The organism is Fodinibius salsisoli (genome assembly GCF_026229185.1).
GTDB classification, from domain to species: domain Bacteria; phylum Bacteroidota; class Rhodothermia; order Balneolales; family Balneolaceae; genus Fodinibius; species Fodinibius salsisoli.
This window is the reverse complement of sequence record NZ_JAGGJA010000009.1, coordinates 43,719-69,262: the sequence shown is the minus strand read 5'-3', so window position 1 is coordinate 69,262 and position 25,544 is coordinate 43,719. Positions and strand designations below refer to the sequence as shown.

General features: G+C 45.4%; 17 protein-coding genes. 4 read left to right on the top strand and 13 right to left on the bottom strand.

The window, feature by feature from the left end; genetic code table 11:
- Positions 1 to 47: 47 nt before the first annotated feature.
- From J6I44_RS13820 to J6I44_RS13785, 9 genes are all read right to left on the bottom strand, one after another.
- Complete coding sequence (locus J6I44_RS13820) at positions 48 to 1,472, bottom strand: mandelate racemase/muconate lactonizing enzyme family protein (RefSeq protein WP_265766737.1); 1,425 nt, start codon at positions 1,470 to 1,472, stop codon at positions 48 to 50.
- A 47-nt stretch (positions 1,473 to 1,519) separates the two neighbouring features.
- Entirely contained in the window at positions 1,520 to 2,458 is a 939-nt protein-coding gene (locus J6I44_RS13815; protein WP_265766736.1) for an RraA family protein, read from the bottom strand.
- A 541-nt stretch (positions 2,459 to 2,999) separates the two neighbouring features.
- A complete protein-coding gene (locus J6I44_RS13810) occupies positions 3,000 to 6,335 on the bottom strand; it encodes a VCBS repeat-containing protein (RefSeq protein ID WP_265766735.1) in 3,336 nt (1,111 codons plus the stop codon).
- A 305-nt stretch (positions 6,336 to 6,640) separates the two neighbouring features.
- On the bottom strand, positions 6,641 to 6,802 hold the full coding sequence (locus tag J6I44_RS20920) for a hypothetical protein (RefSeq protein ID WP_350356709.1): 162 nt from the start codon (positions 6,800 to 6,802) through the stop codon (positions 6,641 to 6,643).
- Entirely contained in the window at positions 6,786 to 7,175 is a 390-nt protein-coding gene (locus tag J6I44_RS13805) for a nucleoside hydrolase-like domain-containing protein (protein ID WP_265766734.1), read from the bottom strand. Before J6I44_RS13805 ends, J6I44_RS20920 begins: the two co-directional genes overlap by 17 nt.
- Entirely contained in the window at positions 7,135 to 8,049 is a 915-nt protein-coding gene (locus J6I44_RS13800; RefSeq protein ID WP_265766733.1) for a DUF1593 domain-containing protein, read from the bottom strand. The genes J6I44_RS13805 and J6I44_RS13800 overlap by 41 nt, the downstream gene beginning before the upstream one ends.
- Positions 8,050 to 8,159: 110 nt before the next feature.
- Entirely contained in the window at positions 8,160 to 9,653 is a 1,494-nt protein-coding gene (locus J6I44_RS13795; RefSeq protein WP_265766732.1) for a RagB/SusD family nutrient uptake outer membrane protein, read from the bottom strand.
- Positions 9,654 to 9,687: 34 nt separating this feature from the next.
- Entirely contained in the window at positions 9,688 to 13,155 is a 3,468-nt protein-coding gene (locus J6I44_RS13790; RefSeq protein WP_265766731.1) for a SusC/RagA family TonB-linked outer membrane protein, read from the bottom strand.
- A gap of 354 nt (positions 13,156 to 13,509) precedes the next feature.
- Positions 13,510 to 14,577 carry a FecR family protein gene (locus tag J6I44_RS13785; protein ID WP_265766730.1) on the bottom strand — a complete coding sequence of 356 codons (1,068 nt, stop codon included), beginning with the start codon at positions 14,575 to 14,577 and terminating at the stop codon, positions 13,510 to 13,512.
- Between the two features lie 538 nt (positions 14,578 to 15,115).
- On the opposite strand from J6I44_RS13785, the gene J6I44_RS13780 reads away from it, so the two are divergent.
- The 4 genes from J6I44_RS13780 (at position 15,116) to J6I44_RS13765 (ending at position 20,385) form a co-directional block, all read left to right on the top strand.
- Positions 15,116 to 17,116, top strand: a complete 2,001-nt coding sequence (locus J6I44_RS13780; protein WP_265766839.1) for a M1 family metallopeptidase — start codon at positions 15,116 to 15,118, stop codon at positions 17,114 to 17,116.
- Positions 17,117 to 17,381: 265 nt separating this feature from the next.
- Positions 17,382 to 18,227 (top strand): fumarylacetoacetate hydrolase family protein, encoded by an 846-nt coding sequence (locus tag J6I44_RS13775; protein ID WP_265766729.1) that lies wholly within the window; start codon positions 17,382 to 17,384, stop codon positions 18,225 to 18,227.
- A 72-nt stretch (positions 18,228 to 18,299) separates the two neighbouring features.
- Positions 18,300 to 19,085, top strand: a complete 786-nt coding sequence (locus J6I44_RS13770; protein ID WP_265766728.1) for an SDR family oxidoreductase — start codon at positions 18,300 to 18,302, stop codon at positions 19,083 to 19,085.
- Between the two features lie 307 nt (positions 19,086 to 19,392).
- Positions 19,393 to 20,385, top strand: a complete 993-nt coding sequence (locus J6I44_RS13765) for a hypothetical protein (RefSeq protein ID WP_265766727.1) — start codon at positions 19,393 to 19,395, stop codon at positions 20,383 to 20,385.
- Between the two features lie 146 nt (positions 20,386 to 20,531).
- Here the strand turns inward: J6I44_RS13765 and J6I44_RS13760 are convergent, their stop codons facing one another.
- Genes J6I44_RS13760 through J6I44_RS13745 form a run of 4 tightly spaced genes read right to left on the bottom strand, consistent with a single transcriptional unit; the run spans position 20,532 to position 25,024 of the window.
- Entirely contained in the window at positions 20,532 to 22,163 is a 1,632-nt protein-coding gene (locus J6I44_RS13760) for a glycoside hydrolase family 28 protein (RefSeq protein ID WP_265766726.1), read from the bottom strand.
- A gap of 44 nt (positions 22,164 to 22,207) precedes the next feature.
- Positions 22,208 to 22,864, bottom strand: coding sequence for a LutC/YkgG family protein (locus J6I44_RS13755; RefSeq protein WP_265766725.1), 657 nt, complete (start codon positions 22,862 to 22,864; stop codon positions 22,208 to 22,210).
- Positions 22,857 to 24,287, bottom strand: coding sequence for a LutB/LldF family L-lactate oxidation iron-sulfur protein (locus tag J6I44_RS13750; RefSeq protein WP_265766724.1), 1,431 nt, complete (start codon positions 24,285 to 24,287; stop codon positions 22,857 to 22,859). The genes J6I44_RS13755 and J6I44_RS13750 overlap by 8 nt, the downstream gene beginning before the upstream one ends.
- Positions 24,284 to 25,024, bottom strand: coding sequence for a (Fe-S)-binding protein (locus J6I44_RS13745; protein WP_265766723.1), 741 nt, complete (start codon positions 25,022 to 25,024; stop codon positions 24,284 to 24,286). Before J6I44_RS13745 ends, J6I44_RS13750 begins: the two co-directional genes overlap by 4 nt.
- Between the last annotated feature and the right edge of the window lie 520 nt (positions 25,025 to 25,544).

The window sequence follows — 25,544 nt, the reverse complement described above, 5'->3', positions numbered from 1 at the left end:
CTCCTCCGGCCTGACTCCATTTAATACGGCTTGTATTTCCCTGGAGACTAACTCCAGAGACGATCCCATGACCGACGCTCGTCCCATTCGGGTGTTGGCTCAAAAAAGCCTGAATCATCGGTCAGGTTCTCTTTTATTGCTTCTTCATTCAACTCAAATCCAAGGCCCGGTTTCTCCGGAACGGGCACATAGCCCTCATCAAATACAACCGTATCATCAGATATCAGGCTGTACCAAGCCTCATTTTCTACCGAATGGTGCTCCAGCCAGAGGAAGTTTTGCGTGGCTGCAGCAGCGTGGACGGACCCAAAAAATCCAATGGGCGATCCCGCGTAGTGCAGCATCATACCGATGCCTCCGTCTTCGGCATAATCACCAATACGTTTTGATTCCAGGATACCGCCCGCCGATCCAAGATCCGGATGCACTATATTTACGGCTTGCTTGTCAATCAGCTCTTTAAAACCACCCTCCAGTCCAAATATATCTTCCCCGGTAACAGTCGGGGTCGTGGTTGAAGTGGTGATTTCCTTCCACTTATCCACCCATTCCCAGGCAACCAGATCCTCCATATAGGACAGCGTGTAAGGCTCCAGCCGACGGGCCAATTTAATAGCCTCATCCGTATCGAAATGACCGGTATGATCGATACCCAGCGGAATTTCATAGCCGATGGTATCACGCATGACGCTTACAAACTCTTCAATCCTGTCGAGACCCTTCTCGGTAATCTGAATGCGGGTAAAAGGATGGTCGATCTGCCCATACTCTCCGGGGGTGCCCGAATATTGACTTTGCAGTCCCCGCTCGCCCTGCGGCGCATGGTGATGTGTATTGGTCAACGCTCCGGAAATGTCGTCCACCAGGCCAATACCGATATCCATCTTTAAGGCGGTATATCCTTTATCAACCCGCGTCTTTTTCATCCGATTGGCAAAAACATGAGGATCGTCGGCCCCTGCCGTATCCGCATAGAGGCGAACTTTGTCGCGGTATTTACCACCCAATAATTGGTAAACGGGCACGCCATAGGCTTTACCGGCTAAATCCCACAGGGCAGTTTCGACCCCGGCAACGCCTCCACCCTGGCGACCGTGGAAGCCAAACTGTCGGATCATTTTAAACAGTTTTTCCACATTACAAGGATTTTCGCCCAAAATGCGGCTTTTCAGCATTAAGGCATAGCGCGGATCACCATCGTCACGCACCTCGCCATATCCGGAAATTCCCTGGTTGGTATCAATACGGATAATCGGGATGCGGAATGGGATGCCATCCACTTCGGCAATACGCATGTCGGTTATTTCCAGCTCAGAGGGAGAGGAATTGCGGTTTACTTTTGAGGTAGCGTGCTCTATCTGATTCCGATAGGGTGCCATTATCATGGAGCCGAGTCCCAAGCCCCCCAAGCCCGCTCTTTTAAGAAAACTTCTTCGATCTTCGCCCTTACCATTCCTTCTACTATTATCCATAAATCACCAATTTATATTATTGTCATCGTTAAAATTCCCGGATTCACTTATTCTTCTACTAAATTGTCAATGGTTACCTGGCTCACCCCTACTTCTTCTTTCAGTCGCTGGCTGTTTTCTTCTACCCAATTTTTGAAATCTACTTCTATCTCTTCGGTCCATTCGGTGTCCATTTGCCCTGCGGTATAGGTTCCGCTGCGTACTTTTTCATGGGCGAACGTATCCCTGACCCGAATGACTTCTGACTCATCCACTACCTTTTGGGCCAGGTGAGCCGGAATAAAAATCACCCCTTCTTTCTTCGCAAGCACCACGTCACCCGGCATTACGGTAACCGATCCAAGACGTGTGGGGGTATTGAGTCCGATGAGCATCATCTCCTGGATAAAAGAAGGATGCCAGGCCCGAACAAAAGCATTAAATCCTTCTATTTCCGAAAGTCCTTCCCGATCACGTGAGGAGCCATGAAATACAACGCCATTCCCGGAGTTAGCATAAATGGTATTGCCTAACCGATCCCCAATTAAGGTACCATCCTTAACTTTTCCGTAGCCGTCAGCGATATAGACATCGCCCTGCTCCAGCATATCGATTGGCCAGGTGTTGGGTGGGCCCGAACGACCATCTTTTTCTCCCTGGGCTTTAATTTGTTCTTGCACTGCGGGACGTGCCGGCGTATAGGTTGCCGTTAGTGCCCGACCAACAATGGGTTCATCCGGATGAAGGACTTCCCACTTACCGCCTTCAAACTGGTTATGATATCCTTCCTCACGTATGATACCCCAGGCTTCTTCTATGGTTACATGCTCCATCCGTTCCAGAATGTTAGCTGGCACTTTGGGCCGGCCATCGTCAAACCGTTCGCCTTCCCACTCCGGGGTTAGCGCTATAAGCTTTTCCTCTGGAATAGTCTGGGCTTCCGATGAAAACTGGAAGAGTACACAAAAAGCAAAAACAAAGATTGAGTAGGATTTTAAATATCTCATATTTACTGGCTTATACTTTAATGGTCTAATTAATTTTGATAAGGTATCAGGCCTATTTTAATCGTATTCCCAAACGACGCCTAACCGCTTGCCTTAATTTTAATTAATTTGAGTCAATGGGGAAAAAATTTATGCGCTAATTTTTTACTACTATATGGGCCTTTCCTCCTATATCATCGCCTGTTTAATTTTCGGAAGTACCCAAAAGACACGCTCACAAACTGTCTCAGCAGATTAACTCAGAAAAATCAGTCATTTGAAGGGGCTAAATTCATGAGTTCAACCTAACGATTGGACTAGACGATCTACCCTCACATAAGCCGTATGTATTGCCATTTTGGAATTAAGCTTTTCTTTACACCCAACTTCTGATATAAATACGTACGAGTGGCAAAACTGCTCTACAGAAAAAGCCTACTTTTTTAAAATTTATTTCTCTTTAACCATCTTCTCACGAAAAAAGTTTTACTTCCTTTCAAAAGGATGTGACTTCATAAAAATGGTAGCAACGTAAATGCTAGATCGGTTGGCTAACTTCGTATTATCTTCTAACTCTCATCAATCCAGGCTGGCCCTTATTATTAGCGACGAGGACATATTTTCTATTTCCTATCTGAAATGAAGCTAGCGTATTGACTTGATCCGGCGCCCAAAAACCACTTCGTTGTGATGAGAGAGCCTTAAACTCCCCCTTTCCGTCCCCAAGCAACACCAAGCCATTCCCGGCATCGTTGGGGGGGACCTCCGAATTCATGCCATACATATTGCCAGCTACCACAAGGTCCAAATCCTGATCACCGTCCATATCCTCCATGATAATATCGTTAACTGAAGATATCTGGGCTTTGTGCGGCAACGCCTTTACCTTAAACCCCTCCTTTTTTTCATTGATCAGAAGGGCACTTGCAAAATAATTTGCACTTTTTTTATCCGCTGAATTAACGGCATCTTCACCAAAGATATCTGCAATACTGGATTTTGAAAAGGTCTTAAAAGACTGCACATGTTGAGTCATGCGCGGCAGCTGTTTAGCCATACTTCGCATCCCGGGAAGGGCATAATACCCGTTCTGTTTCCGGATAGTCAAAATAGCATCCCGTTGCCGGTTCCGGTCAAAATCAGCTGACAAGAGATGCAGGCCTGAATCTCCCATTATGCTATATCGATTATTCAAGCCTATATTGCCCGCTGCCAAATCCATATCTCCATCCCCGTCGATATCTCCTTTTGCAAGACTTTGCCACCAACCTTGATGCTCTTCAATCCCAAGCGTTTGTGTTACCTCCTGAAAACGACCCGATTGGTTGGCAAAAAATCGTATCGGCATCCACTCTCCCGCAATTATCAAGTCCAGCGCCCCATCTCTGTTAAAATCTATCCAGACCCCATCAGTCAAACTGCCCGGTTTAACCAGGTCCGGTGCAATATCGGCTGTTACATTGGTAAAATTTCCTCCGTCATTTCGCAGAATATAGCTTTCCGCATCCCCCCCATATTGCCCGGGCACCTGCCGGCCTGCTACGAACAGATCCTGGTCTCCATCCGCATCAAAATCTCCCTCCTTCACGGTTGATCCGCTCGTGTACATACGTGGAAGCATATCATCAGCTTTAATAAACGATCCGGAACCCGTATTGAGGTACAACCGGTCCTGCAGCTGGGCTGACGTTGGTGAAAAGCTGTTTCCCCCACTTACTACATACAAATCGCATAACTCATCTCCGTTGGCATCGAAGAAGGTAGCATCAATATCTTCGTAGGCGTCATCGTCCTGCCAGGGTTGGCCTCCCGATACTGCAAAGGTCCCATCTTCCTGTTGCAAATAGAGTTGCGCTGCGCTTCCACGGGCGCCTCCCAGGAAAATATCATCCCGGCCATCGTGGTTAACATCCCCAATCGCTACAGCTGGCCCCAGACGTGAGTGCATGTATGGAATCAGAGGCTCTTTGGCAAAGTCATTATAGTTGTTTTCAGTATGCGTATAATCTATGCCGAGGTTATGGGCTTGTCTAAAAAACGGATTACCCGAGGAGGCTCTCTCTGTTTCCCTGGGTTTGCTGGCATCCCGGTATCGAAGCGTCAAGGTTTGATTTGCCGGTATGGCTGTAAGCTGTTGCCTATATCCGTCTGGCCAAATAACGGAAAGTGAATCAACCACTGGCTGTTTTCCAAGTCCAATATGCATCTCACTGCTCATCGTTGACTGATAGCCGCGGTAAGGATTATGATACCGGTATTGTTTTTGACCATCGACACTCAACATGAGCTGTGCTCCTATGCCCCCCGGATTTAAAGAGTTGCCTTCAAATCTGACCTTCAAGTATTGGTTATTGCGCAATGTATCCGCTCGGTTGTTCAGGATAGTTGCTTTTCCATTAATATTATTGATGGCAACATCCAGATCCCCGTCATTATCCAAATCAACCTGCGCGGCACCATAAGAGAAGGTCTGTTCATCACTTCCCCATGCCTGAGACATATCCCTGAATGTCAAATCTCCATTATTTCTAAATATATAGTTGGAAAGTTTTAAGGTTGGCAGATTGTCCATCGTGTTGTACCTACGTACGGCTCGCGAGCTATCGGTCCCGAACATGGTTGAACGATTAAGCTTCATCAGATAGTCATAGTTGTTTACGGTTTTAGGATATCCATTGGTTATCATGATATCTTTCAGGCCGTCGTTGTCATAATCTCCGAACAGGCCGCTCCAGCTCCAATCCGTATGAGCGATGCCTGCCATCTGACCAATTTCACTAAATCTGGCCCTACCCTTTGGGTCAACTCCATTATTCAGCTGCAACGTATTGAGGGTAAACTGCGGCTGATACCCCTTTTCTTCCAGTTCACTCAAATATTCATAACTGGTAGCACCGCTCACCAGATGCTGGTCCTTCAATGACGGTGGCATCATATCTACTTGCAGTATATCCGGCCAGCCATCCTTATTAAAGTCCGCAATATCGGTTCCCATCCCGGCATAGCTCGTATGTTTTAAAAACGCTGCAGCCCGATCGGTAAATGTGCCGTCACCATTGTTTATGTAGAGCAGGTCATCCGTCTGGATGTCATTAGATACGAAGACATCCGGCCAGCCATCCCGGTTGACATCCGACACCGCAATTCCCAGGCTGTACCCCTCCTTCAGGATTCCCGCCTGCCGGGAAACTTCGGTAAACGTTCCATCCCCGTTGTTACGATACAAGCGATCAACACTCGGTGAACTACCGTCATTTACTTCCGGACGTACGCCTTTTTTACTGTCTAAAGAAAAAGAGCCCGTAAAATTATTCATTAAAAAAGCATCCAGATCTCCATCCTTGTCATAATCCAGGAAGGCGGTGTGGCTGGTATAACTGGTGTCGGCGAGACCATACGCCCTTGCTGATTCGGTAAAGGTGCTATCTCCATTATTGATAAACAGCCTGTTTGCCCGCTCTTTGCCGGTGGTTTGCTCTGGCCCACTCACTGAAACATAAATATCCAGGTAGCCATCCTGATTGATATCGACCATCGACACGCCCCCGGCCCAATGGGATGTACCCGTCCCTGAAGACTCGGTAATATCCTCGAACTCAAAGTTGCCTTTATTCAGATATAACCGACTCGATACCATGTTGCCCGTAAAATACAAGTCCGGCAAGCCATCATTATTGATATCACCCGCTGCTACTCCTCCCCCATTATAGATGTAAGAATAGTTGAGCACATTGAACTCTTTATCGTAACTGATATCGTTTGAGAAGTGAATGGAGGTCTCATCCGCTGATACCTTTTCAAAAAGTGTAGCGGGCTCCTCAGTTTTTAACCATTGGCATGCTCCAACCGCCAATGCAAGTGCTATCATGCTGAACGCTTGAATAAGACGTTGACTCATTAGCGAATCTTTTGTTTTCAACTTTTACCATTGGGAATATATCAGAAATATTTTTCCAGAATTCAATAATAACAATATAGAGAATGCAATGTCAGCCATACAACCAACCCAGCATTCTCTATATGCGAGCAGGAAATATTAAGTAACCCAATGACCATCTGTGGTTTAGCAGGTTTCAGCTTACTGGCAGGTAATAGTTTTAAGTCTCAAAATTTCTTTCAGCCTGTAAGTATTGAACTACAAACAACAACCACGTTCGTGTTGAAATAATTGTTACTGGGCGCGTTATATGAAAGCGCCATAGTTTAATTTTCGACATTAAAGATCAGTCTTCTATATCTCTTTAGTTTTGGATTACCATCGTCTGTAACTTCCAATACGATGTGAATATTCTCACTTGCATTTTCTGGAACTGTAAAAGACGCGTCATTCGACGATTCATGATCGATCTTAATAGGTTGATCCATACCTGACGGTATCGGAATAATGCCACCAATGATAGTAAATATTATCTCCATCTGGATCAGTAGCGGTTGCATTTAATTCCACCTGTTCACCGGGTTTTATGGACTCGGCAGAAGTTACCCTATCAATTACCGGTGCATGATTTGCTTCCTCATAGGATTGTACCGTCCAATCCATTCGCGCTGCAAAATTATTTTGCACATCAGGAATCCACCTCCAAAGTGTTTTATGGGTATTATTATCGTCGTGTGCATCCATCCAATAGTTACCATTAACGGAAATATATCGGCCTCCCCATCCGCCTAATGAATAATTTTCATAAGCTTCCAGACCATTATTTACAAAGCTTAAGAAAGCCGGTGTGTCCCCCCTCACTTATATTATCTTGAGGATACCAGGCACCTAAAGGGCCATGGTTGGTCTTTACATTTTCATAAAGCCATTTTTTACTCATTAAATTTGGGTATGGATTATGAGGTAAGGGGTTATCGATAGAGTGATAATTCCATGTCATATGAAAAGCATTGTTGCGGATTATTCTGATTTGCGGCATATTTTTTACAATCCAATCACCCGCTTCATCCTGAAAGTCTATGGTAATTAATCTTACTTTTGCTGCTTTTTTTGCATATTCTGCCGGGTAATTCTTTCTGAATTTCCATAAAGCATGTGCCACTGTATTAATGCCCCCCCAGCAATTAATATGCAACAGGTTGTCTTCAAGGTTTAGGAGTTCTTTTATAATTAAATCAGCTCCTTCTGAATCGGCATAAGGAGGAGCTCCGGTTAAATGTTCTGAATCCTCATTACCCAAGACGGTAATTGATTGCAGAAATGCAACAGTAGGATAATCGGAGTTGTGTAAAAGAAGGTTGTTCCTTACCTGACCATATAATCCATAAGCTTCATTGATCCAACCTAAGCCATGTCCATTCTTTTGCCACTTGGAATTTGTTGCTATAATACCTCGCAAATCGATATCCGGGGTATAAAGTAGAAATCTCATAAACGAACTTCGATCATCTACTTCTCCATCCTGGGTAATAATTATCCGTGGTTTTTCATTTTGGCTGTAAGCTTTTGTCCCTGCAAACAGCATGAATAAGGTGGCAACAAACAGCACCTTATTCATAATTATTGACGCAACTTTCCTAATCATTTTAAAAGGAAGACCTCTTCTTTTTTTGATTTGATTAATATATCTCACATTTATCCGGAAACTATTAGGATACAAATTTATATCTACCATTCAGATTTACTCACGTTTTTCTAACCCATTGAAAGATGTTAGAAGTCCACTTTAAGACATAAATCTATCGTTCGAAATGACAGATCATCATTAAGCCCTACAACCGTTAACTAATATCCTGGATTTTGGTCTTCCTGACTGATTTCAGTATTTGCATTGATTTCATCCTGGGGAATGGGAAATACTTCATGCTTGCCTTCCTGGAAAGTGCTTAACTCTTCTGCTGCAATGCCCCAGCGGACAAGATCGAAGAACCGTGTTTGCTCACCGGCCAATTCTAATCGACGTTCTTCAATCAAAAACTCCATAGCCTGTTGTTGAGAAGCTGAAGTGGCCCGATCAGGCAAAATGGTACCCGACGGATCAGCCCGGCGACGCACCTGGTTGATGTACTCTACGCCTTCTGCAACTTGTCCCTGCTGTATTTTAGCTTCCGCCATCATCAACAGTACGTCGGCATAGCGGATGACATCCATATTGGCATTGGATTCGCTCTGTTCGGCTTCATCCGTTTTCTGATACTTCTTCCAGGCCCATCCATCCTGCTCAAAGGGATAGGGTTCACCTTGATAAGTACTGTTGGGACCAAAATAGAAAGCTTCCAAACGAGGATCATCGGAATTGTAAGCATCGATTAAGTCGCTGGCTGGCGTGGCGTTATAAAAGGCGAAGCCATTTACGCCGTATTCTTGTGGACGAATGGAGGTTTCATTTAAGCCCGTCCCATCGGTGGACCAACCGAAACCTGTTCCAGCTGAAAACTGTACTTCAAAGACAGCTTCATCATTGTTACCCACATTGGGATCGTGGTTAGAACGCATCGCTGCTACCGGGTCGCTGCCAAACTCATCAGCCTGAATCAAGTGATAATTCCCGGACCCAATCACAGCCTGAAATTGTGTTTCAGCATCGGACCATTCTTCCTGATACAAATGTGCCTTACCCAACAGTGCCCTGGCTGCACCCGAGGTTGCCCGACCAATATCCGCCTCGCTATATTCTCCTTTAGCAGGAAGATTAGGAAAGGCAGCGGACAAGTCGTTTTCTACCTGTGTCCAAATCTCCTCAGCAGAAGAACGGGGAAGGTTAATTTCTTCCAGATTTTCTTCCGTACGCAATGGCCCGCCGCCATAAATCGCATTGATGTAAAAATATCCGAGTCCGCGCAGAAATTGAGACTCAGCTATGATACGACTCTGCAAACCTTGATCGATGTTTTCCATCTCAGAAACATTCAGGATGGTCGAATTCGCCTTGGAAATCATATCATAGATGTTACTCCAGGGCGTAGTTATATGTGTATTCCCTGAGGAGGTATAAGTGTGGTTTAACAGCTCCAGGGGAGGCCCTTGCGTGTTAGCGGTTGTTCCCACTTCTTTGCCGGCAAAGTCCAGCAGAAAAAAGATGCTCCGTCCCCACAAACCATGAGCCTGCAACATTGCATAGGCCGAGTTAACCGAAGCCAGGGCATCTTCCGGTGTTTGGTAAAAGGTGTTGGAATTTACACTGTTTTCGTTTGTCGTTTCCAAAAAACTGTCGGTACAACTTATATACAACAAAGCTGTCATACCTAACGAAAGTACTATAAGTAATAAGCGCTTCATAATAGTCTATATCTTTGAGTATTAATGGTCTTGTCTAAAATCCGAGTTGTACACCCAGCAAAAATGCTCGGGGCTGGGGATAAACGAACCGGTCTATCCCGGCATCTCGGGCGGTACCTGTAGACAATGATCCAATTTCAGGCTCTAATCCGCTGTATCCCGTCAGGGTCAACAAATTTCGTGCTTTAGCATAAATCCGAAAACGGCTGGCTCCTACCCGGTTTACCAAATCCTGGCCAAGCGTGTAGCCCAGGGTTAGCGATTTAATTCTCAAGTAAGACCCATCCTCCACATACCGGTCTGAACTTCTGGATATGTTTGAATTGGGATCGTTGGGTGTGGCCCTTGGCACATCTGTATTGGTATTCTCGGGTGTCCAGCGGTCGAGTGCAGCAGTGCCCTGATTAAAGTTTTGCCGCAGATCCTGGAGCCATTTCGTTGCTCCATTATAGATTTCGTTTCCATAATTCCCCTGCAGGAATAAATTGAAATCGAAGTTTTTGTAGGATAAATCTGCGGTAAAGCCGTAATTAAAGTCCGGTATAGGGTTCCCAATAATGGTTTTATCTGCATCATTGATAGCGCCATCACCATTAAGATCTTTAAACCGGATGTCGCCCGGAGCGGTATACTGACTGGCAGTAACCTCATCGCGACCACCGTCGGGATCTTGGTTCTGGCTGGCATGATCGTACACTTCATCCCAACTCTGGAAAAGTCCATCGGTTACATAGCCGTAAAACTGTCCAACGGGTGCTCCAACTTTGGTAATTGATACATCTTGAAGATCATCAGCGACATCAGCTTCGGGCGGAATAATTTGCAGCTGATCGTTGGCCCCCAAGCTAATCACTTCGTTGTCGATGGTCGTCAGGTTACCCGAAAGATTAACACTTAAGTCTCCAAACGTCTGCTGATAAGATGTTGCAAACTCAAATCCATTATTCTCAATCGTCCCGGCATTAATAAATGGCGGGTTCAGTCCTACGGAAGCCGGCACTTGTGCCTCCCACAACAACTGTTCAGTCCGTCGGTTATAGTAGTCCACATCCAGGGAAAACATATCATCCAAGAACCCAATTTCGACTCCTACATCGGTCTGGGCCGAAGTCTCCCAGGTAATGTTACGGTTGGCCATTGACTGCTGACCTATCCCCTGCGTGTTCTGATTTCCAAACACATAGTAATAATTGGTACTCAAATTGACCGTAGTTGGATAGTTGGAAAGCACCGACTGATTGCCTAATTCTCCATATCCTGCCCTAATCTTCAGGTTGCTGATAATGTCAGAATCTGATAAGAATGGCTCTTCGCTGACTCTCCATCCCACAGAAACGGAAGGAAATATTCCCACCGGATCGGTGCTGTTAAAGAGCTTGGATGATTCATCTCTTCGGATGTTTCCAGTAAACAAGTACTTATCATCATAGGAATAGGTGACCCGTCCAAAAAGTGACCGCAACGTATTCTTCTGGGTCTCACTGTCAACCGTCAGGGAAGATGAAGCCGCTCCCAATGACTTTACATTCGTTGGAAGATCGAGACCACTTCCGTTGACAAAATCGTAGGTAAACAACTGGGCAGAGAATCCGGCCAGGACGCTAACATCATGCTTCCCGATGGTTTTATCGTAACTTAATGTCTGCTCAATGAGTGGGTTCAAGTTTTGACTTCTTGTTCTGTTTAATGAAGATCGGACCGTAAGTCGACGAGTATTTTCGTACACATCGTTATAAGTGGTCGCATCAGAGTATCTGAAATCAAGCCCTACCTGTAACTTATAGGTGAAATTCTGCAAAAAAGTCGCTTCACCATAGACCGAGCTTACAACCGAATAGCGATTGATGGAATCTTCAATCAGGTGTGCCGTGGCAATGGGATTGGAAGCATCCTGCCCATCGGCGGTTACCGGCCAACCAAAGCCTCCTAAGAAAGATTCATCATACACAGGCACCGTAGGCGCCTGCTTCATAGCATGTTCGATCGATCGGCGGCCGCCGGCCTGATCATTTTGAGCAATATCCCCTTTACTGAGTAATACTGATCCTCCAAAATTAACATTATCATTTACTTCAAATTGATAATTACCGCGGAGCGAGTAGCGTTGGAACTCACTACCTACCATCGTTCCGGTTTCATCATAATAGCCCAAGCCAATACTGTAGGTAGAACTTTCTCCTCCGCCTGAAATATCCAGATTATAATTCTGCATGGGCGCTGCCCTAAAAAGCTCTTCTTGCCAGTCGGTATTATGAGGCGGACGCTCTCCATTTGCAAAATTCGATGGCAGCTCTCCGCTATTGGGACCTGACCGCAGGTCTCGAAGATACTGTGCATATTGATCGGCATTGAGCACATCATAAAATTCGGGCTGCGATTGCGTTCCATAAGAAGCTTCAAAATTAACCTGCACGGGTCCTCTTGTGCCTTTTTTGGTGGTTATAAGCACAACCCCGCCGGATGCCCGAGATCCATAAATGGCAGCAGCCGAAGCATCTTTTAAAATATCGATAGATTCAATGTCATTCGGATTGAGACTGCTTAACACATTCGTCCCCAGCTGTGACTCCGAGCTTCCCTGGATAGGCACGCCATCAATAACGTAAAGGGGGGATTCAGAATTAATGGTACCAATTCCACGGATATTAACGCTAACCCCACCTCCGGGCTTACCACCGCCTGTTTGAACTACCTGGACACCAGAAACACGACCCTGCAATGACTGTTCAACGGAACTTTGCCCCGAAGCGCTGATATCATCTGCTGCCAAACTGCTTACAGACCCCGTAACACTACCCCGTGCTTGGGTTCCATATCCTACAACAACCATTTCGTCCAGGGCCATCGCTGCTGGCTGCAGAACAAAATCAACGGTTATTCTTTCTTGACCTTCAGAAACAGTCACCTCCCGTGTACTTTCCTGGTAACCGATAAACGTAGCTATGAGCGTGTAGGTGCCCGGCTCTACCCCCGTTATACTAAATTGCCCGTTTTCATCGGCAGAAGCTCCCTTTGTAGTATTAGCAATAGAAACATTAGCACCCGGCAGAGATTCTCCTGTTTCACCGTCCGTAATCGTACCTGCCAAAACAGTCTGTATAGCTTGCTGCCTTTGCTTCTTCTGCTTCAAGATAATGTAACCGCCCTCAATAGGCACATAGTCGATCTCCGGCTCTTTCAGGATGATACTCAGAGCCCTGTCGAGCGACACCTTCTCCAGGTGAAAAGAATATTTGCCTGTTTTATCAAAAACCTTCTCCTGGTATGAAAAGGTAATTGACACTTGTTCTTCTATGGTAGTCAAAATCGTTTTCAACGACTTCTCTTGAGCGTTGACACTCACTTTTTGAGCCATATATGATGGCTTTTCCTCAACGGTAGCTGGAAAAACTGATTTAGCCAGCAATTCCTCTACCTCTTGTGCTTCAGCATTTGGATTAAAAAGCAAGACCACACAAAAAAACAAAAAAGCTGTGCAGAAACTTTGTCCCCTTTTTCTCATAATTTCTCTTTTTTATTTATGAATATGCTAATTATATGAAAACTATTTGCAAGATTAAGGTATCTTGAAACATCCCTTTTGGGCCTTAGTTAGGTGTTCACACTCTCAAAAGCATCTTCGAAATCGTACCCAATATAGACCCTCTATCCATAAATACGAACAAACAGAACCTCTCCATGACAAAAAATTATATTTTTTTTCTCACCGCTGGGAATATTTCATTGAGGAGCACAACTTATTTACACTCAGGAGTAAACTATTGTTGCTAATAGGACGGAACTCTCTTATTAAAGTCACATCCATTAATTTAGACACCAATCATAAACAGCCATTTAAGGGAGGGACAGAAAATTGCTATTTATTACTATAGTCGTTTTGAATACTGGGGGAATACGGCTCCAGATAAATAAGAGAATCCACCTGTTCGTATTTTACATCCATAGCTATGGAGAGGACATCCAACACTTTCGAAAGCGACTCTTTTTTAAAGGTGGCCGTGAGTTTGCGATCTAAAAGCATTGCATTTGTTACCTGAAAATCGCGATTATAATACAGCTCCAGCCGTCGAATCACCTCTTCAAGGGGAGTTGCATCGAATATAAGATTACCATCAACCCACCCCAAATGATAGTCCATTGAAGTTACGGTAACCGGCGTGGTAGGCACACTTTCTTTTCCAACAATCGTATACTCTCCTTTGGTTAAAAATACTTCATTTGGCAAGGTTGATGAAGATACTGAATCCCTATCTCCCACACTCATTGCTGACTTAACAGCTACTTTTCCTTCTGCAACGACCACTTCTACCTCTTCATCTTCAGCATAGGCATTAACATTAAACTTTGTACCCAAAACCCGAACAGTAGCTTCTCCCGTATGTACTAAAAAAGGCTTAGATTTATCCTTTGCCACACTAAAGAAGGCCTCACCATCTAACTCTATTTTCCGGGTTGAATCGCTAAACTGTGATGGATACCGCAATACGCTTGCCGAATTTAATACTACGCTCGTTCCATCATCGAGGGTAAGGTTTAACCGTTGTCCACGTTCAGCTTTTACTTCTTGCATAGTAGAAGCAAGCGATACCTCCTGGGTCTTTTTTTCCGGAGCATAATTATAAACCGCATACATAACGCCCACAAAAAGCAGACAAATAGCAGCAGCACGAAGCGCCCATACCTGGTAACTCGTATCTTTGCTACCCGAATACGTCTTGTCAGAGGCCTGCCCCTCCGTTGGGGATTGCTCTGTATTATCCAGACGATGAATTTTCAAATGGTCTGGTCGTGAAATACGCTTGGATAATTTTTGCCAGGCCTTATCTTCATTTTGTTGGAGCTCAAAGTGGTCTGCGACATCCCAGGTCTTCCGCAACTGCTCAAACCTTGCTTCGTTCTCCGGATCTTCTTTTATCCATTCCAAAACCCTTTCACGTTCCTTCCAAGAACAATCGCCAGTAATCACGTGTATTATTTCCTGTTCAGTTATGGGATGATCCATCTTAGCACTCTGTACTTAATACTTTTCATGTTCTATGCTATAACGAATAAATGCAGCGTCTCCACTACAGGCAGCTTTAATTTTCCGCTGAAATATAATAGTATATGTTATCGTAAAAATTGATGGCTATTTTCAGATTGTAAGTGTAATGCTTACCTGTCTTTTTATGGTAATGCAGAAAGAATAAGTGAACTTAACTTTCAAAAAACTGGTCCGCCTGTTTCAAGTTGATAAATAAATACTAAAAGTATGTAAATAAAAAGAAGAAACATGTGGGCTTAAAGCTTGTTTTTAATATTTTGATTTTGAGTAACTAATTTTAAGAGTTTGAAATTTATCCATTAACTGGATGTCCACGGATACAACGAGCCCAGTTATCTCAACTCCAATCTAAAACCTACTTTTGACTAATCATATGCCACAGACATCCACTTTTATCAAGACATTGTCCTTGTTGACAGTGATATCAGCCTTCGTAATTTCAGGATGTACCGGATCCAAACAAACCACAACCTCCGATACGCCCTCAACTCAGCCGGATACAGCAATGATACAAGAAGGACACGCCCTGCCTTCTGAAATGAATCGCCTGGTACCTAATCCTATAACTAACGAAATATCACCCACTTTTTTTCGTGCTGTTGACCAAGAAACACGAACCATGTCGGGCGTGCCGGGTAAAGATTACTGGCAGCAGTGGACCAACTATGATATTGATGTGGAACTAATACCTGCAGATACGCTTATCAAAGGCAGTAGTACCATCACCTATCACAACAACTCGCCCGACACCCTCAACCAGGTATTTTTAGAGCTCAGCCAAAACATGCACAAAGAAGGGGGCGTACGAAACGAGGCGACAGAAATAACCGGCGGTATCAATCTGCACAATGTATCTACAAAAGGGACCCAGCTTGGCGAGATGCAATCATCACGGGCTGCCCAGGGATATTATGTTGATGGCACGCTGATGGTCTTACGCCCCGGTTCGGTGCTGGCCCCGGGCGATTCCATCGATATCCGGATCGACTGGGATTTTAAAATCCCCCAGCAAGGCGCCAGTGGACGCATGGGCTACAGCCAAGATAACCTCTATTATATTGCTTACTGGTATCCCCAGATGCGTGTGTATGATGATGTAAACGGCTGGTTTACCGATCAATTTAAAGGGAATGCTGAATTCTACCACGGTTTTGGCAATTATAATGTGGATATCACCGTGCCCGAACAGTGGATGGTGGCCTCTACCGGTCAATTGACCAATAGTGCAGATGTGCTCAAAGAGAATATACACGAACAATTACAAAAGGGGCATAACAGTGATGAGGTAGTATCGGTCGTTACCGAAAAAGATTTTGGCAATGTTACAAAATCCACAGACAAAGAAACAACAACCTGGAATTTTAAAGCCCATAAGGTACGAGATTTTGCCTTTAGTGTTACCAAAGAATCGAAGTGGGATGCCACCCGATCCAACATTGGGGACCCGGACGGCGATGGAGAAACCAACTATGTTAACATTAATGCCATTTACCGCAGTTCTGCTCCACTCTGGACGGATGGAGCTAAATTCACGAGTCATGCGATCTCTGAACTTTCAGAAATTACGGGAATGGCTTATCCCTGGCCGCATATGACCTCGGTAGAAGGAGGCGGTATTATCGGCGGCGGTATGGAATTCCCCATGATCACTATTATCGGGGCATATAATAACCGATCGCCGCAATCATTATATGCCGTCATTGCCCACGAGCTTGCCCATATGTGGGTACCTATGCAGGTCAGCAGTAATGAACGGCGATACGCTTGGATGGACGAAGGCACCACCACTTTTAATGAAGCGCAGTCTAAAAAAGACTATTATCCGAATGGAAACTTTGAGCAGACCGACTTTCAAACCTATCTGCGCATTGTAGGCAGTGGACTTGAAGGTCCCATCATGCGGTGGTCTGACTACCATTACAACGGCTTTGCCTATGGGATCGCTTCCTACCCCAAACCTGCCTCTGTACTGGTAGCACTGCGAGGCGTGCTGGGGGAAGAAACATTCGAAAAAGCCTACCATACGTTCCTTGACCGCTGGCGCTACAAGCATCCGTATCCCTGGGATATGTTTAATACCTTCGAAGATGTGAGCGGACGTGATCTCGATTGGTTTTGGCGGAGCTGGTACTTTGAAACCTGGAAGCTCGATCAGGCCGTGGGCAGCGTGCAACTTTCTGAAGACGGGACCAAGATTGTCATCGAAGACCACGGGCAAGTGCCCATGCCGGCCACTGTTGAAATAACGTTAGCAGATGGAACCACGGTAAGCCGAGAAATCCCCGTTGAAACCTGGCTTAAGGGAGCAACACAAAAAGTGCTTTCTATTGATAATGCCAGTGAGGTAACACAAGTTGTCATCGATCCGGAGATGAAGTTCCCGGATGCTAACCGCACAAATAACAGCTGGCAGAAATAGCTTGGGTTTAAACAAGAAGAGACACGATTAATGGCGTCTCTATTTGTTAGACTATTCGCTGTGATAGTAAGCGACCACGCTTAGCACCCATTATTATTTTCTTGTTTCGAGCATCGAGGTATAAAACAGCAATTATTGGTTATTATCCAACATACAATCACTACAAATTAAAACCCTAAGTAAGGTTGCAAATATTCGAAAAAATCACTGTATTTACTAAGCATTGCTGAAAATAAATTATCAAAGTTAAACAAGAAGATATCTCGTGAAATTTACGACTTTAAAAGATGGTACGGCGACAGCTATTGTCAATGAAACCAGCATCCCACTTTCTGATTTAGGATTTGAAGGCTCTCTGCTTGATCTCATCAAGAACAACAATGGACAGCTCTCTCAGATTGAGCAACAATTAGAGCAACATTCGGGAACTGGGACTTCCGTAAGTACGAAAGACTTTGCAGCTCCGGTCCGCCGCCCATCCAAAATTGTAGCTATTGGTCTTAACTATATGGACCATGCCGATGAGTCTCAGATGGAAGTTCCTGATACCCCCCTGGTCTTTACCAAGTTTACCAGCTCTATTATTTCTGCCACCGACACCATTAAAATTCCGACTGATTTAACCCAGGAAGTCGACTATGAAGTTGAACTTGGCGTTGTCATCGGAAAAGAAGCAAAGAATGTAACACCTGAAGAAGCACTGGAGCATGTATTTGGCTACACAGTAATCAACGACGTATCGGCCCGTGACCTCCAGTTTAGTGATGAGCAATGGGTACGTGGAAAATCCCTGGATACGTTCTGCCCCATAGGACCGGTTATTGTAACCTCCGATGAGATTGCAGATCCCCAAAAGTTGGCCATCGGGTGCAGCGTAAACGGAAAGACTTTGCAAGAGGACAACACGGCCAATATGATTTTTGATGTAGCTACGCTGATATCGGAGCTCTCCCATTCCTTTACGCTCGAAGCCGGAGATATTATTGCTTCCGGGACCCCACAAGGAGTTGGATTCAGCCGAAAACCACCCGTTTACCTCACGCCCGGCGACACTGTACGCACCTGGATTGAAGGTATCGGGGAACTTGTTAATCCCGTCGAAGAAGCATAACTACCCCTTCTAATGCGGCTTGAGGTAGCATAACGATATTGAAGCTACTTCAAGCTTTCTAAAAATATCCCCATGGACTTGCACCTTAAAAATAAAGTTATCATTGTTACCGGCGGCGCGGGGCTTTCCGGCAGCATTGGAGAAGTAACTGTCCGCCATATTGCTGCGGAAGGGGGTATTCCGGTTATCGTTGATAAAAACGAACGGGGCGTAAAGTTAGCTAACGATATTCGCGAAAAGCATGGGAATGCAATGTTTGTCCCCGTTGACCTCACCACAGAAGAGGGATGCCGTGAAGCAGCCGAACAAGCTGCAGCTGAATACGGGCGTATCGATGGAATTGTAAATAATTTGGGAGTTAATGATGGAGTTGGATTTGACCACTCCTACCAGGAGTTCATGGATTCTCTTAAACTCAATCTTGCCCATTTTTTTGGTGTAACTAAGGCAGCACTTCCTCACTTGAGAAAATCATCCGGATCTGTCATTAATATTGCATCCAAAGTAGCGCTCACCGGCCAGGGTGGCACTTCCGGATATGCTGCAGCCAAAGGAGGGGTCTTGTCCTTAACGCGCGAGTGGGCGCTGGAATTAAGAGAAGACGATATCCGGGTAAACGCTATCGTCATAGCAGAATCTTTTACGCCCAGCTATAGAACATGGCTTGAAAAGTTTGATGATCCGGAAGCCAAGAAAAAAGAAATTTCCGCTAAAGTACCCCTTGGCAAAAGGATGACCGAACCCTCAGAAATTGCCGATACGATCCTCTTTCTCCTCTCTGACCGCTCCTCTCACACTACCGGTCAGTTTGTGCATGTGGATGGCGGCTATACCCACCTGGATCGAGCTATCACTTAAAAGAATTTGCCTCTTAACATGGATCTTGAATCGATTGCTTCCATTTGAGGGATCACAATAGCTCAACTATACTTTTTCGAAGAGGCTATATTTTAGTTATCCCTTCCACACCAACGAGATAACACCAACACCCTACCATCCATTAAGTTCATAAAAAACATATACTTAATATTGATTGACAGTTCCTAAAACAGTAAGTTTGTTTTACCATTCCTACAGACGTCTCACTCCATTGTGCCTATTAGGCTATAGCTGATTCAAGAGATTATAATCAGCAATTAAAACTTAAAAGTAAGTGGGTGTTATTATGATGAAGGCAAATCAAGTGAACCATATCAAAGTTGAAACGAACGAGATCTCGGAAGACCTATCCAGAACCGAAATCAATAGTACCAGACGAAGCATTGCTCTCTACTATAGGGACGGTAAATTTATGTACCAAAACTTTTTTACTCAACCGTTAACAGGCAAAATTAATGCTCTGGAAGGACTGGAAAACAAGGCAGATGTATTTTTCCGATCCATCCGAATGGTTGGAAGCAACACCTTCCACCTCCGCTTGGTAGGTAGTAAAGAAGAGGTACGGAAGATGTGTAATGATCAGGCATGCTATAAGCTCCTTCAAGGCATCGGTGAGTCTTTAGACACTGAGGTGCGTTCCAGAAGGTATCTTGAGGTATCCGATATACATGATCATTGCGATGTATTGATATCCCTTAATAAAAGAGCCTTTTATCTTGCCAATGATGTCGAAGTTGAAGGGAAAGATATGCATATCCGTAATCCTATTATTGTCGGCGATCGGATGATCGGACTTACGGAAGCAAGAGAAGTTTGTATCGGAAAGCTAACCCCGGATGTTATCGAGCAGCCTGATGTTAAGCTCGATATGGAACTCATGGAAGATGTTAATAAGCTGGGAAAAGTAGATATGCTGGAACCTGCTCCTAATTCTGAAGATCTGTTTTTGGTATCTATCCGAAATTCCGTCTATCAGTTCAATATTTGGGGTGAAATGGCGCACTTTGAAGAACTGGAAGAAGAGGTAAAACATATCCACTCCATTAATTTCAACCATACGTCGTCCATTATGGCTACCGACAATGGACTCTATGAAGTGGATGTGAAAGAATTGCCGAATATGATTAAAGCGGAAGGGTTACCCCGCCGTATCAGTAGCAAAGACCTTTCAGGGGACTTTCAAGTAGCCCATTACACAGAAGATCCCTATGTCTGTGGTATAAAACCCGCCCTTGGAGTTTTTTCCAAAACAGAGGATAATCGTGTGCTATTCTTCTAAACAAAACCTAACTCAAATATAGCCTCCGGCCGTATTTACTCTTTCACAGGGGCAGCGGCCGGGTTTATTTCTTATGATTCAAAGTGAAGGCACCAAATAACTCAAATTTTGCAATCCTCAGAATCAATTACCTTTTAACCCCCTTCTCATTCCTGAACCCATTCGGTTGCTTCCCATCCAGTGGGTTGCTGAGGGTTTGAATCATTAAAAAAGATACTATCAGAATCTTCAGCCTTAAATTCTGTATAAATTTGCTCGCCTGGTACGTCAAAATCAATATTATTGAATTGAATATTCTGGCTGTTTAATAACTCGATCAGGGAATCGGAAGCCTGTATCTCTAAGTCTTTGAGTGTTATGTTTTTCGTATCGTGAAGGCGTATGAGCTGCTTACTGTTCACTATACCATTCTCGATGACCACATTTTCAAGGGGAGATTCCGGGATACCGTACGCTTTGACAAAATGATCCCCGTCTTCAACAATAATGTCCTTTATTCTAATATTCCGGTAAACAGGCGTAATTTCTGTTACCGGACGAGGGGGTAATCGTTCGGCCAGCTCACCCACATATTTGGGCTGACCCAGCATATCCCATTTGATTACCGTGCAGTTCAAATTCATGCGAAGGCGTTCGTAGTATAAATTTTCACCGCCACCACCCCGTGGACGCCTTGTTTTAAACCGTATCCCAACACAGGTGTTATTAAATACTGAATCATGAATATACAGGTTACGAATGGTACCCGCCGTCTCGCTTCCGATGGTGATACCTCCATGTCCTTTCTTGGCGAGAGAATGCCTGACGACTACATTTTCGGTGGGCTTGTTAACGCGCAGGCCGTCTTTACCGCGACCGGCCTTCATCGTAAAACAGTCGTCCCCGGTATTTAGGGTAGAATATTCAATAAGGACATTTCTGGAGGATTCTATATCGATACCGTCTCCCCGGGCAACTCCCACCGAGTTTACAGTGATACCCCTGATAATAATATTCTCGGAGTAAACGGGGACAATATTCCAGAATATACTGTGATTCAGGGTTATGCCTTCAATCAAAATATTCTTGCTGTTCGTCGGAGATATAAAAGTAGGGGGAAAGATCCAATCCTGTTCTTCGCCGTTGTACACACGCTCTTCTACCGGCATATCGTGCGGAACCACATTTTCAATAACATCCTCGTTCATAATTTTCTTTCGTACTTCGGCACTGTCAGGAGGACCTATCAATGTACCTCCGCCCGTAATGGCAATATTTTCCTGTTCATTCGCATAAATACAGGCCCCCAATGAATACAATTCAATCCCTTCGTTCCGGGTAAATACAGCCGGCAAATAATCCTTAATCTTTCCGCTAAAATGTACTTTTGCCCCCTTTTCAATGTGTAAATTGACATTGGATTTTAACTCGATACGACCGGTGTGCCAATCCCCCGACGGTATGACCACAACCCCGCCACCCTGTTGACTTACTTCTGCTATGGCCTCATTGATTATGGTTCGAACGTTCGAGTTTTGCTCAGCCCCTTTTTCTGTGATGCGTACCGTATCATCCGGGAAAGTCGGTTTTTCTAAATTCGGAAATGCAAATGGAGCGTTTACCGGGGCAATGGTATCGGGTAAGTTTTCGGCTCCTACCTGGCTTTTGGTAGGCAGATCCAAGTTGATGTTGTCGCTTGCACTATTTTTATTCTGATTTTGGCAGGCATATAAACCAACCAACAGGAAGCCAGCTACCAATAAAAGGGACCATTTTCTTACACTATAAAAGAGAGACATATTTACTGCTGTATGGTGAGTTGAAAAATGTTCTGGATGGGCTTTTACTCATTACCAATAATCAACACATCCAATATACGGGGACCGTGAACTCCTTCAACGCGATTGAGCTCGATATCCGATGTGGCTGATGGACCGGAAATCATGGTAATCGGGGCTCCTTCCTGAGAAACTTTTTGCTCAAAATGATCAAAGGCCTCCGGTATGAGTTCAACAATTTGCTCTTCGCGGACGATACACAGATGATAGTCGGGAATAAGCGTGAGGGCTCGCCGCCCCTGTCCAGCACCGGCATCCAGGATAATCGTACCCGTTTCGGCTACCCCTAACGCACAGGTAGTAACCACTCCATCTGTCTGATCGAGCTCATGATGAGACACAAGGTCATCCGCCGAGTCCCGAATAAAAGTAAATCCTTCGGGTAGCCAATCTGATGGAAACCCTTCGGGGATTACTAATTTTTCGACTGCCCGCTGATGGCAGGCATCCCGGATACTTGCCGTTATCTTCTCTTCCCTCGGAATACGGCTCACTTTTGCCTTGTATTCGGCCACTCGCTCCGCAAACAGATCTACAACCTGTTGCCTGCCAAGTGTTCCTTCCTGGCGATAGTTTCGCTGGGTTTGGAGGTTTTCATCCTCCGGCACATCTGTGAGCGCCTCGCGAATTCGACCTAAAATTGCTTCTTTTGCGTTACTCATCACGCTGCCTCCACCATTCTCTAAATGTTTGATCAGGAATTGCTTTTAAATCACGAGTTGAAGTCCATTTGGACAGATAGCCCGGCAGACTGGAAATCATGCCATCCCTGGCAAAAAGGCCCTGGCCGGTTCGGGCTATTTTCTGAGCCCGCTCATAACGTTTGGCATTGCTAAAGGCGCGGCTCAAGATCTTCATACCCACATGCTCGGGCTCCAGCTTATCTCTCAAGCTACCCTCCTTCTTCTTTTTGTCAATCACTTTGCCCCGGAGGTGGACCAGCACTTCCGGAATATTAATCTTAACCGGGCAGACTTCATAGCAAGCCCCGCACAAACTGGATGCATAGGGTAACGAAGCCGCTCCTTCATCCTCCAGTCCTTTCAATTGAGGCGTCAAAATAGCCCCTATGGGTCCCGGATAGACCGAATGGTAAGCATGTCCCCCGGTCCGTTCATATACAGGACACACATTCAGGCAGGCACTGCAGCGGATACAGTTTAAGGTCTGTCGTCCCATTTCATCGGCCAGTACTTTCGTCCGTCCATTATCCAACAGTACCAAGTGAAAATTTTGCGGACCATCATTCTCAGTGGTGCCCGTCCAGAATGAGTTGTAGGGATTCATTCGCTCGGCGGTAGCCGAACGAGGCAGCAGCTGCATAAACACTTCCAAATCCTTCCATTTGGGCACCACCTTTTCAATGCCCATCAACGTAATTAAGGTGTCGGGCAAGGTGGTACACATGCGGCCATTGCCTTCGGATTCCACAACTGAGACCGTGCCCGTTTCGGCCACTCCAAAATTCGCTCCACTGATGCCCACTTTTGCATTTAAAAATTTCTTCCTCAGATACAGCCGGGCCGCCTCTGCCAAATCCTCCGGCCGATCGGTAAGTTCATCCGCATCCAGTTTCTCCTTAAAGAGTGCTTTAATTTCGGCCCTGTTCTTGTGGATGGCCGGTACCAGGATGTGGGAGGGTTCATCTTCGGCTAGCTGGACAATCAATTCTGCCAGATCGGTTTCCAATGCCTGGATCCCCTCGGCGGCCAGTGCTTTATTCAGGCCGATCTCGTCCGTCGTAATTGACTTAACTTTCACCGCTTCCTTAACCTGTTCTTGCTTCACCAAATCAACGATAATCCGGTTTGCCTCTTCGGCATCTCTTGCCCAATGAACGGTCCCGCCGGCCTCTTGCACAGATTCTTCCAGTTGGAGCAGATAGTCATCGAGATGTCGCATGGTTTTGGTCTTCAACGCTCGGCCGGCCTCGCGCAGGGCTTCCCAGTCCGGCATTTCCTGTACCACCCCTTTACGCTTGCCGCGTATGGTCTGAGTAGCATGACCGATGTTGCGGCGCAGCTGGGTATCATCGAGATAAGAAGCGGCCGTTTCTTGAAAGGTTGGAGTCTGTTGTTTGCTCATAATGGCTGTTCTTCCGTTGACGCTAAAATTTCAGCTAAATGAACGGCCTCGACTCCACCCCGCTGGCGATGCAGACCTCCACCGATATGCATGAGACACGAATTATCAGCAGCGGTACAAACCTCGGCATCGGTACTTTTAATATTCTTGATTTTGTCCCCCATCATCGCCACCGAAGTATCCGCATTCTTGACGGCAAAGGTCCCGCCAAATCCACAGCACTCCTCGGCATCCGGAAGCTCAACCAGATCGATGCCTTCCACATTGCGTAACAACCTAAGCGGGGCATCGCCTACTTCCAGCATACGAAGGGAATGACAGGTGGGATGATAGGTAACCCGGTGCGGGTAGTAAGCCCCCACATCTTCGACACCCAGTTCGTCAACTAAAAACTGGGACAACTCAAAAACACGAGGAAGCAAGTCATCAACTGCTTTGGCAAGCTGTGGATCCTGTGCTCGCTGTGCCACCTGCGGATAAAATTCCTTCACCATACCTACACAAGAAGCAGACGGAGCTACGACCGCTTCAGCATCTTTAAAAACATCAACAAATTTTCTAACCAGCGGAATGGTTTCTTCCTGGTAGCCCGTGTTGTAATGCATTTGTCCACAACACGTTTGCTCGAAGGGAAATATCACACTGTGCCCCAATCGTTCTAAGACCTTTACCATCGCCTTCCCTGTGTTGGGATACAGCGTGTCATTGAAGCACGTAATAAATAGCGAAATGTTCATAATCTAATTCTGATCGCAGATTGTTTATTTGACCATAAGCGATATCCCCCTAAGATATAATTTGCTTATTCTTGCTGTTGGAAGGATGATATTTCTTCATCAGAAAATCAACCGTTTTCCTTAACTATTTTTTACACGGGGGCTTTGCAAAACCGGGCTGTCATCCTGTCCGCCAGCTGGCCCTGTGGAATTGAGCTCCATTCCATGGAGCTGGCGGAGAAGGTTCCCCTTTTCCATTAGCCAACTGTTGTAAGGAGATTCTTCGAGTCCATTCTTCCGAAAGCCTTCGGAAGCATTCCCCTCAGAATGACGGAGCGTTGGTTTAGAAGGGGTATTCGCAGTGTCATTCCGAGTGAAGCGGAGCGAAACCGGGGAATCTCCCGGTAGCGACTCTCATAGCATCTGAAGGTCCCCCCCCCCCACCTTTCAGCCAGCTGCTTCCGGGAGATGGTTTTGCAAAGGTCCTTACTAAAATGAATCTCAATGATCCAAATTTGTGGCTTTCAGGTTGAACTACTAT